The organism is Mycobacterium sp. TH-M11 (assembly GCF_057473725.1).
Genome location: NZ_JBYCLD010000498.1, coordinates 1 through 10916 on the forward strand (window position 1 = coordinate 1; position 10916 = coordinate 10916).

Here is a 10916-nt window from a genome sequence, read left to right on the forward strand (position 1 = left end):
CGATCAGCAGGAACGACAGCACCGTCGTCATTTCCCAGAACACGTAGAGCACCAACGCGTTGTCGGCGACCATCAGCCCGAACATCGCTCCGGCGAAACCGACCATCTTCGCGGCGAAGCTGGGCAGCCGCGGATCGGTTTCGTGCGCCCCGACCGGCCGGAAGTATGAGGCGCAGTAGAACAAGACCAGTGCGCCGATCCCTAAGGCCAGCACGCACATGATTGCGCTCAGCGAATCGAATCGCAGCGCGATGTCCATCGACAGTCCGGGCACCCACGGCACCGTGACGCGGTGGTCGTCGGCCGGACCGGCCGGCCAGTTCGCCACCACCCAGCCCAGCGATACCAGCGGGATGGATCCCAGCGGATAGAAAGCCGCCCTGCCCCACCTGCGCACCAACGCTGGTGCGGCAGCTGTGCCAACAACATGGGCAAGCAGTATCGCCAGCATCACGCTCCACGGGCCGTTTCGTTTAAGTCGATGCGTTCTAGTCGTGGCCAATCGTGAGGAGACCGCGGACGCGCTCAGAACACGGCCGCACCCATCTCCCCACCACCACTGATTCCAGTTTGTGTGGTGCAGCGGCAGCGCGCCATGGAATACAACCCCCATTCGGCGGGGGGTGCAACACCCACTACGGCTGGGGCGATGTCCCGTTACGGCTCGATCAAACCGGTCCTGATCGCATACCGGGTGAGCGCCAGGCGGTCGCGCAGACCCAATTTCTGCAGGGTGTTGGTTCGGTGGCGATCGACTGTCTTGGCGCTGATGCCGAGAGTCTTGGCGATCTCGCGTGCCGAAAAGCCCTCGGCGATCAACTTGAGGACTTCCTCCTCACGCGGCGTGAGGATGGTCTCCGGCAACGTATTGCCGTGCCTCGCCCGATGCAGGTAGTCCCGAATCAGCGCGGTCACCGCCCCGGCGTACAGAAACGGCTCACCGCGAATCGTCGCCCGGCACGCTTCGAGCAGGTCGCGGTCGGCGACCGATTTCAAGACGTAGCCCGAGGCACCGGCCTTGAGGGCCTCGAAGAAGTACTGCTCGTTGTCGTGCATCGACAACATCAGTACCCGCACGTGGGGATGGTTGCGGTTGATCTCGCGGGCGGCCTGCAAGCCGGTCATCCGCGGCATTGCGATGTCCAAAATGGCCAGATCGACAGGGGTTTCCTGCAACGCTGCGAGCGCCTCGGCGCCGTCTGCAGCCTCCGCAACCACAGACAGGTCGGGCTCGGCGTCCAGAATCATCCGCAGCCCACTGCGCATCAGGGCGTGATCGTCGGCCAGCAGGATGCGTGCCGGTTGCGTCGGCATCATGACCGTCCGGCCCCCGGTCGGGCCGGCACCACCAGCCGGATTTCGGTGCCCTGCTCGGCTGAGGAGGTGATGGTTAGGGTGCCGTGCACCAGCAGTGCGCGCTCACGCATTCCAGTGATTCCCGCACCTTCGACGTCGAGCCCGCCGGTACCGTCATCGGAGATCCGCAGGGTCAGCTCCCCCGTTGTATCGACATGCAAGTCCAGCCACACCTTGTGTGCACCGGAGTGCCGGGCGATATTGGTCAAGCTCTCCTGCACGATGCGATAGCACACCAACTCCACGTTGGGATTCAGTCGTTCCGCCTGCGGGCCAATGTCTTTGACGACATCGATGCCGCTCGCCTGGGTGAACTGGTTGCACAGTGCCTGCAGGGCACTCTGCAGGCCGAGGTCCTCCAACGCGTCCGGGCGCAGCCGTCGCGCAATGTCCCGCACTTCGTCGAGACTGGCCCGCACGATTTCCTGCGCATCCGCGAGATCCCCGCGTATTTCTTCCGGCGCGGCGTCGACGGCCCGTTTGAGGGTGAGTAGGGCGACGGTGAGGGTCTGGCCGATCTCATCGTGCAACTCTCTGGCGATCCGCTGCCGCTCGTTCTCCTGCGCGACGAGCACCAAGGCACTCGAGGAAGCGCGTTCGGTTTCCAGCCTGTCCAACATGGCGTTGAACGACGCCATCAGGTGGTGCAGATCACCGTCGCCCGTATCGTCCACCCGGTCGGTGTGCCGGAGCAGGTCAACCCGCCGCATAGACGCGGCGAGCCGGTCCAGCGGAGCCAGGCTGGACCGCAACAGCAGAGCATTGGCCCCAACCACGACTGCCAACCCGATCACCAGTACCGGGATCTCGGCCAATCGGACGGGGCCCGAAACAGTGGCCGGCGACATGGCCAGCACCAGGGTGCCGAAGGTGAAGACCAAACCGTTGATCAGGACGACGCGCCGAAACAACCCCCGCGCGGGCGCGTTCGCCCGCCGCCGAAATCGGTCGACGAGCCCAGTCCAACGGCTCATACCACCACCCTGGTCTGCGCGGCACGCAATGTCCATACGGGTCGCCCTGACATGCGAATGGGTGTCAAACACCATGGCGAGTCACCGGTTCGGGCTCGGAGAATAGTGGTACGCCCAGCGCATCGTCGGCTTTGACCCCATGGTCGAGGTGTCTGCCGCCCCGGAGTGTCGAGCCCCTTGGTGGAGCGCCGGGCAAGTTAAATCGACGGATCACACCACCGACCCGTGACCGGAGGGATGCAACTGCAATGGACCGCTGTACCCGAGCGCGGCGTCCCGCAGCGCCCGGCTCCGCCGCGCTTGCGAACGCCGCAACCCGAGCGCGGCGTCCCGCAGCGCCCGGCTCCGCCGCTACCAGCGTGCCCCGCCAATGAATTTCGCTGCGTTGCCGCCGGAAGTCAACTCCGGTCTCATGTACCTCGGCGCCGGCTCGGGTCCGATGCTCGCCGCAGCGACTGCCTGGAGCGGACTGGCGGCCGAACTGCACACGGCCGCAGCAGGTTACGAATCGGTGGTTGCTGAGTTGACCAGCTCGGCATGGTCGGGCCCCTCCTCGGCGGCGATGGCGGCGGCGGCTACCCCGTTCACGACGTGGCTGAACACCACCGCAACTCAGGCTGAAAAGACTGCCCTGCAAGCCAAAGCGGCTGTGGCCGCCTACGAGGCCGCGTTCGCCTTGACGGTGCCCCCGCCGATCATCGCGGCCAACCGCGCACAGTTGCTGACGCTGTTGGCCACCAATGTGCTGGGCCAGAATGCCGCGGCGATCGCGGCCACCGAAGCCGAGTACGGCGAAATGTGGGCACAGGACGCCACCGCGATGTACAGCTACTCGGCCCTGTCGAAGACCGCTTCCGAACTGGAGCCGTTCGCGCCGCCGCCGCAGACCGCCAACCCCGCTGGGCCGTTGAGCCAGACCGGCGCGCACGGTGACCCCACCGGCAACATCGCCCAGACGGTGTCGTCGCGACTGGCATCGGCGCTGTCGGGCCCCGGCTCATCCGACGCCTCATCGCCGTTGACGGCCCTGCCTGCGCCGGCCGACCTACCGTCCGGGCCCTTTGACTGGCTCGGGATAGTTGCCGACGAGCTCGGTGTCGGTGTTGCCCTGCCGTTGTCGATCCTCGGTGTCTTCCTGGCGGGCGCGGCAATGCATTTCGCCGAGCAGGACTCTCAAGAGATCTTCGACACCCAGGACATCCTCCGCGCCGGCCAGAAACGCATCTTGAACGCTCTGGACCAGCTGGGAGTGCACGAGGAACTGCCGTCCATCGAGAACCTCCGAATTCCCCACGAAGCGGTCGTGGTCTCTATGGGCGAGGCGTTCCCGCTCGGAACCCTTTCGACACCCATCAGTTGGGCCGAGGTCGCCCCCGAGATCCGCCATGCCAGTTTCTCGACGCCGCTCGGCGCCGCCCCAGCCACGTCGCCCGCTGGACTGGGCACGGCATTCGGCCAGATGGCCCTGGCCGGTATGGGCGGCAGTGCCTTGGCCGGCGCCATGAACCAGCGCCGCTCGGAGTCCGGGAAGACTGTCGCAGCTCCGGCGTCCGTAGGATCGGGCAAGCCGTCGTCGGATTCGGCAGAACAAACAGCGGTGGCGGCGGCGCACTCTCCGCTGACCTCGGTGGTGGAGTTGGCGGCCGGGATCCGCGAACTCGGCGAACTGCATGACGCCGGATATCTGACCGGCGAGGAGTTCGCCGCACAAAAGCGTCGACTGCTGTCCCGGTAAATACGGCGCGCGCCGGCCTCGCCGAGTTCACGGCGGCATCAGATCAGACGTACCGCCCTGCTTCGTGTGCGATCTGTATCCGCGACTTCAAACCCAACTTCGCGTACACGTGCGTCAGATGGGTCTGGACCGTCCTGGTGGAGACGAACAGCTTTGTGGCGATCTCACCGTTGGACAGTCCCCGACTCACCAGCCGGACAACCTCGCGCTCGGCCGGCGTCAGGGCCGCCCAACCGCTCGAGGGGCGCTTTCGTTCCCCGCGGCCTCGCTGCGCGTAGGCTATCGACTCCTCGATCGACAACTTCGCGCCGGCTGCGCGTGCCGACGCCAACTCCTCCTCCCCCATGGCTTCCCGAAGCCCCGTTAGCAATCCTTCGTAACTGCACTGGAAGGCCCGAAACCGCGTTTCCCCGGTCTGCTCGCGCGCAGACTCGGCAGCTCCGATCAACCGCGCCGCCGTCAGACCGTCCCCGAATGCAGCGGCTGACGCGGCAAGGCACTCCAGCGCATCCGCCACACACAAATACGCCCGCGTACCGATCGCACCCGCCAGTGCGGACTGAGCGTCACTCTCGGCACTGCGGTATTCGCCGCGCGCCAGAGCGACCCGCGCACGCGCCGTGAACGCGACCGACCGGTGCCATCCCATCGCCGAGTTCACGGCGGCATCGGCGAGTTCCTGGGCGGCCGCGATATCACCGCACGCCAGCGCCACGTGCGCCATAAGGTGGCCGTACATCGCCGCGATATCCGGCTGAGCCCGCAGCAGCTGCCAGGCCGCCTCGGCTGCCGGCTCCGCCGCGGCGACATCGCCCGCCGCCAGCGCCGCATAGGCAACCGCCGCCCTGCTGAACCCCTCGTAGCTGCCGCCGAACTCAGCGGCAGCCGTAACCGCCTGGGCAAGGACCTCCCCGGCCGACTCCAGATCGCCACGATAGGCCAGAGCCTGCCCCAAACTCAGCAGCCCGATCGCTCGCGCCGCCAGGTCCCCACCCCAGTCCACTTCGGTGACCAACGATTGAAATTGTGCGATGGCGTCGTCCACGTGGCCCCGCCACAGCAATGCGAAACCCAGCCACACACCGGACAATCGGGCGACAAAACGGTCCCCGATCGCATCGGCAACGGCGAGGCCTTCTTCGGCCGCGGCCAGGCCCGCTGTCGGGTCTCCAGCAACAAAAGCGCCGGCCGCACGCCAGTACAGAATTTGACTCAACCGCCACCGATCCCCGGTCGCACGAGCGATTTCCATCGCCTCATCAAGAGACGGTCGCGCCTCCGCCGCGTTGTAACCCAGCAGTGAGCCGCAGGCGGTCAGCGCGCGTACCAGCAATGCCGGATCGCCCGAATCCCGCGCCAACGCAAGCGCTTTCTGCGCGCCCGTCAGACTGCTCGCCAGATCGACTCCGCCCATCCACACGTCGATCATCGCCCGGTCGCTCAACGCTCGAACCACAGCCGTGGTGTCACGGCAGGTCGCGACCTGGTCCGCTGTCGATTCGAACCACACCAGCCCCTCGCGCGTGTGACCACGACCCAGCCACAACGGTTGCAGCTGTGAGCAGAGCCGCAGCGCGGCGGCGGCATCGACCTGACGAGACCACGCGAAAGCGGTTCGTAGATTGTCGATCTCGGCTTCCACCTGATCTATGAATCGTTGGTCGCCGGCACGAGTAGGCTGGTCGAGTTTGGCGGCAAGCGCCGCGAAGTACCTGCGATGCCGCTCGCGGATGACGTCGCACTCACCGCTCGCGTCGAGCTTGTCCATCGCGTACTGGCGCACCGTCTCCAACAACCGATAGCGAGTACGGCCGTCTCGCTCTTCGGTGGCGACCAGTGACTTGTCAACGAGGCTGAACAACTCCATAGTGCTGCCGCCGGCGCCGTCATCGGCGACGGCCGCTGCCGCGGTGGCATCGAATCCCCCGGCGAAGACCGCCAGGCGACGAATGACGATCCGTTCGGCATCCGTCAGCAGCGCGTGCGACCAATCAAGGGATGCACGCAAGGTCCGGTGACGCTGCGTTGCCGAACGCGCGCCGCCTACAAGCAGGTCGAAACGGTCCCGCAGGCTGCCGGCCAGCTCGGGCAACGACATCGCGCGCAGCCGCGCCGCAGCGAGCTCGATCGCCAGCGGCATACCGTCGAGCCGACGGCAGATTTCACCGACCACGACCTCGTCGGGGGTGAATCCCGGTCTCGCCAACCGTGCCCGATCCACGAACAGCGCAATCGCTTCGTCGTCCATGGGCAGGGGGTCAAGTCGCCAGGTGAGCTCGCCCGCCACCCCGATCGGTTCACGGCTCGTAGCCAAGATGCTCAGTCCGGGGCAGGAACTCAGCAACGCCACCGCAGTCGACACGCACACGCCGATGAGGTGCTCGCAGTTGTCGATCACCATCAGCATCCGGCTGTCGCCGATCCAGCGCACCACCGTTTCCAACGACGAATGCCCCGGCAGATCCGATACCTCCAGCACCCGGGTCAATGTCGTCGGAACCACAGCAGGGTCGCTGATCGGCGCCAGGTCCAGGTAACGGACACCATCCGGAAAGCGCTGGCTCGTCGCCGCAGCGACTTCGATCGCCAGCCTGGTCTTGCCGACTCCTCCTGCACCGCACACCGTCACAAGCCGCCGCTGCGAGACCAACGTCGTCAGCTCACCCATGACATCGGCGCGGCCCACAAAGCTGGTGAACTGCACCGGCAGGTGTCGCCCAACCTGCGAGGAGGGACGTGAGCGCCGCACCATGCTGCAAATCTACGACCCCGCAGAGTCCAGAGATACGCGTTCGCGCCGACGTTGTTGACCACATTGCGACCGACAGTGTCCGTAGCCACACACCCACGCTGCTGAAGGAGCCTAACGGTGCGTTTCATGATCCTGTTACCCAATTGCATGCAGGTAGCCGCCCTGAGCCAGTCGTGGGAGAAGGAGGTCGCCGGTCGCGACATTGCCGGTGTGACAGCGGCGGCAGAAGGATTGGGGTATTCGATGGTCGTACTCCCGGAGCACTTCCTGATCCCTACCGCGCACCGCGAACTGTCCGGCGATCACTACTTCGAGGCCAGCACCGCTCAAGCTTTCATCGCGGGCGCCACCTCGACGATCACCGTCGGGTCGATGGTCACCATCCTGCCGCTGCATCATCCGGTCGTCATCGCCAAGGCGATTGCCACCCTGGACTGGTTCAGCGGCGGTCGATCGCTGGTGACATTCGGCGTCGGCTGGCTCAAAGAGGAGTACGACGCCATGGGAGTTCCCTTCCACTTGCGGGGTCGCATGGCCGATGAGTACTTGGAGGCGATCAACGAACTCTGGATGAGCGAATCACCCTGTATGGAAGGGGAATTCGTGAGCTTCGATAACGTGGCATTCGGCCCGAAGCCCGCACGCAGGCCGACGGTCTGGATCGGCGGCGACGCCGACGCCGCGCTGCGCAGAGCGGCCAGATTCGGAGACGGTTGGGCACCCTGGCTCACCAAACCCACCGATCTTCCCGCGCGGATCGACTACCTCCGCTCACAGCCGGGCTTCGACGACCGGCCGTTCGCCGTCTCCTACAGCCTCGCCGGATTGAACATCGGCGAAGGACACGCCGTCGTCAGCGACCCCGGTTCGCGAATCGGCGAATCCGCCGAACAGATCATCGACAGCTGCGGCAGGCTGACGGAACTCGGAGTCACCCACACCTGGGTCAACCCGCCGGCCCTCGCGGGGCTCGACGCCTACCTCGATCACATGCGGTGGGTGGCCCAGGAGGTGATACCCAAGGCCCAATAGCGGGCACGCACGCGGCGGAGCGAGATCAACGGCGGCGCGACCTCAGGTAATCCCCGACCACGGCCGCGCCCAGCCCGTCGAGTTCGGGCACCACCACTCGGCCCTGGACCCGACGCGCCACCTGGTCGATGAAGCGGGCCAGCCCGGGATCATCCCCGAGCCGGAAGATCGTCACCTGGGCACCAAGCCGAGCGACGTCATCGAAGCCCCGCACGGTGTGCGCAATGGTCCGCGGGTGTGGCGGGTAATCAAAGAACACCGACGGGCCCGTCGTCCCGCGGCCCTCATAGTCCTCCAAGTGCGCCGTCGGTTCCCCGTCGGTGACCACCAGCACTACCGGCTGGGCGTTGGGGTGGCGGCGCAGGTGCCGACTGGCCAGCGCCAGCGCATGGTGCAGATTGGTGCCCTGCTCGTAGACACCTTCCAGGCCGGTCAGCTCTGCGGCCGTCACCGTGCGTGCATAGCGGCCGAACGCGATGATCTGCAACGCATCTGAACGGAACCGGGTGCTAATCAGGTGGTTCAACGCCAGTGCGGTGCGCTTCATCGGCAGCCAACGGTTGTCCATCACCATCGAGAACGACGTGTCCACCAGCAGCGCAACGGCGGACTGGGTGCGGGTCTCGGTCTCGGAGACCTCGACGTCCTCCACGCTGATCGACAGCCGACCGCGGGTGGCGGCGGTGCCGGGTTCAGGTTCATGCGGCGGTCCCAGCTTCGCCTCTCCTCCGTCGAGCCTCGCTGAACCGCCGGCGACTTGCCGCAGCACCGTGTTGGTCAGGGTCCGGGTGACGTTCCATGGCTCGGTGTCGCCGAACTGCCAGGGCCGGGTCGCCCCGGTCAATTCGCCGGCCGCCCCTGCCCGACGGTGATCGCGTTCGCCGCGGCGTCCCGAAAGTTGCCGCGCCACATCGCGCAGCGCGGTCTCGCCGAGCCGGCGCATCGCCTTGGGCGACAGTCGCCACTGACCGTCCGAGCTGCGGTCCAGGAATCCCTGATTGAGCAACGCGCGTTCCAGCTCGGCCAGGGTCCGCGCGTCGATGGCGGCCTGGTCGCCGAGCTGGCGGGCCAGCGCGTCGAGGTCGACGTCGTCCATGCTCGCGCCGGGATAGGCCTGCGAGAGCTGCTCGGCCAACTGCTCAAGCTCGGCGATATCGGCAAGGGCCTGAGCGCCCTCACCCATGCCGAGCGGATTGTTGCCGGAGAACTCCGACGATCCGCTCCAGTCCTCACCCGGCCGCGCCGCCTGCAAGTGTGCGTCGAGACGTCCCAGTGCCTGCTGCAACGCCGGAGAGCCGAATGCCTGCTCCGCCAACGCATCCAGCTCCGCACGCTGCTCGCCAGAAAGGCTGTTGCGGAAGCGCTGCGCGGCCGCCGCCCGCTTGGCCAGCGAATCCAGCAGTTCCTCGACGTTTTGCGGGTTCTCCGCGAAGAACTCGCCGTGGCGGTCCATGAACTGCTGGAAGTCCTGCGGTGTGTCTTTTCCCTGAGAGTGCTTGTCCAGCAAGTTGTTGAGGTCGTCGAGCATGTCGGTGACCCGTTGCCGGTCGGCGTCGGTGGCGCCTTCCAACGCCTGCTTCATGCCGGCGAAACGCTGGTCGAGCATCTCGCGGCCGAGCAGGTCCTTGATCTTCTCGTAGGATTCCCGGGCTTCGCTGCTGCGCCAGTTGTAGTCGGCCAGCTCCTGTACCGCTTTGGCCGGCGACGACGACAACCCCTCGATCTGCATCTCGGCGAAGCGGGCGTCGTCGTCGAGCGCGCGGGCCAGTTCTTTGCGTTCGGCAAGCACCGCTTCGTCAAGCAGCTTCTTGACCTCGGCCAGCGTTCCATCCAAGTTGTTGCGGCGCAACAATTCCCGTCGCCGTCGTTGCGCCTCGGCAGCCAGCTGATCGGCTCCGGTCAGGTTCTTGGTGCCCCGGCGCAGCAACTCTTGCAGCGCTCGCCGCGGTGACGTCCCCTCCATGACGTCGCGGCCGATCTCCTCCAGCGCCTCGGCCAGATCGACCGGCGGCGCCAGCGGATCCGGCCCACCGCTGTAGGCCGAGTAGCGGTGAGCGTGGCTCGAAAAAGATTTAGCCATAGACGGTTTCGCCCTCGTCGGAGGTCTTGTCGATGCGCTTGGCCAAATACAGTGCTTCCAAGGCCAACTCAAGTGCCGCGGCGCGTTCGCCGTCGGATTCGGCACCCAGGCGCTGCGCGATGGCGTCGATCACCGGAAGATCCGGCAGTGCCGCCAGCACAGCTTTGGCCGAAATCCGCTCTCCCGTCGTCACTGTCGCGTCCTCGACCGCCGCCACCAGCGGTCCCACGTCGATCCCGCCCAGTGCCCGCGATGCGGTATCCGCGGTGGCCCGGCGCAACAGGTGCTCCAGCACTGCCTGCTCGCGGCCCTCCTCGCCGGACTCGAATTCCAGCTTGCCGCGCAGCACGTCGACGATCGTGCTCAGGTCCACTACCCGAGCCACCGGGTCGGTTTCGCCCAGCACCGCGCCGCGGTGGCGCGCCGAGGCCGCGACCGTCTCGGCAGCGGCGATCGCGAAGCGTGCCGAGACGCCGGAGCGCTGGTCGACCGAGCGGGACTCCCGCAGGTAGCGGGCGAATCGGGCCAGCACCGCCAGCAGGTAGTCGGGCACCTGCGCGCTCAGGTGCGCCTCTTGCGCGATCACGCCGACCTCGGCGTCGAGTTCCAGCGGATAGTGGGTGCGAATCTCGGCGCCGAAGCGGTCCTTGAGCGGGGTGATGATGCGGCCGCGGTTGGTGTAGTCCTCCGGGTTGGCGCTGGCGACCACCAACACGTCCAGCGGCAGCCGCAACGTGTAGCCGCGCACCTGGATGTCGCGCTCCTCCATCACGTTGAGCATCGCCACCTGGATGCGCTCGGCGAGGTCGGGGAGTTCGTTAACCGCGACCACGCCGCGGTGCGCTCGCGGGATCAGCCCGTAGGCGATGGTCTCGGGGTCACCCAGACTCCGGCCTTCGGCCACCTTGATCGGGTCGATGTCGCCGACCAGGTCGGCGACGCTGGTGTCGGGGGTGGCCAGCTTCTCGGTGTAGCGCTCGCTGCGGT

General features: G+C 66.6%; 7 protein-coding genes and 1 pseudogene. 2 read left to right on the forward strand and 6 right to left on the reverse strand.

Annotation, left to right across the window (positions count from 1 at the left end; all coding sequences use genetic code 11):
- From AC2VOG_RS19095 to AC2VOG_RS19105, 3 genes and pseudogenes are all read right to left on the reverse strand, one after another.
- Positions 1–451 (reverse strand): annotated as a pseudogene (locus AC2VOG_RS19095) (Na+/H+ antiporter subunit A); the annotation flags it as partial.
- A gap of 206 nt (positions 452–657) precedes the next feature.
- Positions 658–1314, reverse strand: a complete 657-nt coding sequence (locus AC2VOG_RS19100; protein ID WP_486941398.1) for a response regulator — start codon at positions 1312–1314, stop codon at positions 658–660.
- Entirely contained in the window at positions 1314–2330 is a 1017-nt protein-coding gene (locus AC2VOG_RS19105) for a sensor histidine kinase (RefSeq protein ID WP_486941399.1), read from the reverse strand. Before AC2VOG_RS19105 ends, AC2VOG_RS19100 begins: the two co-directional genes overlap by 1 nt.
- Before the next feature lie 370 nt (positions 2331–2700).
- On the opposite strand from AC2VOG_RS19105, the gene AC2VOG_RS19110 reads away from it, so the two are divergent.
- Positions 2701–4065: a PPE family protein, SVP subgroup gene (locus tag AC2VOG_RS19110; protein WP_486941400.1), complete on the forward strand. Its 1365-nt coding sequence runs from the start codon at positions 2701–2703 to the stop codon at positions 4063–4065.
- Positions 4066–4108: 43 nt separating this feature from the next.
- On the opposite strand, the gene AC2VOG_RS19115 is transcribed toward AC2VOG_RS19110, so the two are convergent.
- Positions 4109–6817 (reverse strand): helix-turn-helix transcriptional regulator, encoded by a 2709-nt coding sequence (locus AC2VOG_RS19115; protein ID WP_486941401.1) that lies wholly within the window; start codon positions 6815–6817, stop codon positions 4109–4111.
- Between the two features lie 117 nt (positions 6818–6934).
- On the opposite strand from AC2VOG_RS19115, the gene AC2VOG_RS19120 reads away from it, so the two are divergent.
- Positions 6935–7849, forward strand: coding sequence for a TIGR03619 family F420-dependent LLM class oxidoreductase (locus tag AC2VOG_RS19120; RefSeq protein ID WP_486941402.1), 915 nt, complete (start codon positions 6935–6937; stop codon positions 7847–7849).
- Between the two features lie 25 nt (positions 7850–7874).
- Here AC2VOG_RS19120 and AC2VOG_RS19125 read toward each other — a convergent pair whose 3' ends face one another.
- Both AC2VOG_RS19125 and AC2VOG_RS19130 read right to left on the reverse strand, forming a co-directional pair.
- On the reverse strand, positions 7875–9929 hold the full coding sequence (locus tag AC2VOG_RS19125) for a VWA domain-containing protein (RefSeq protein WP_486941403.1): 2055 nt from the start codon (positions 9927–9929) through the stop codon (positions 7875–7877).
- A partial coding sequence (locus tag AC2VOG_RS19130) for a sigma 54-interacting transcriptional regulator (protein ID WP_486941404.1) occupies positions 9922–10916 on the reverse strand: 995 nt, incomplete at its 5' end. The genes AC2VOG_RS19125 and AC2VOG_RS19130, both read right to left, overlap by 8 nt.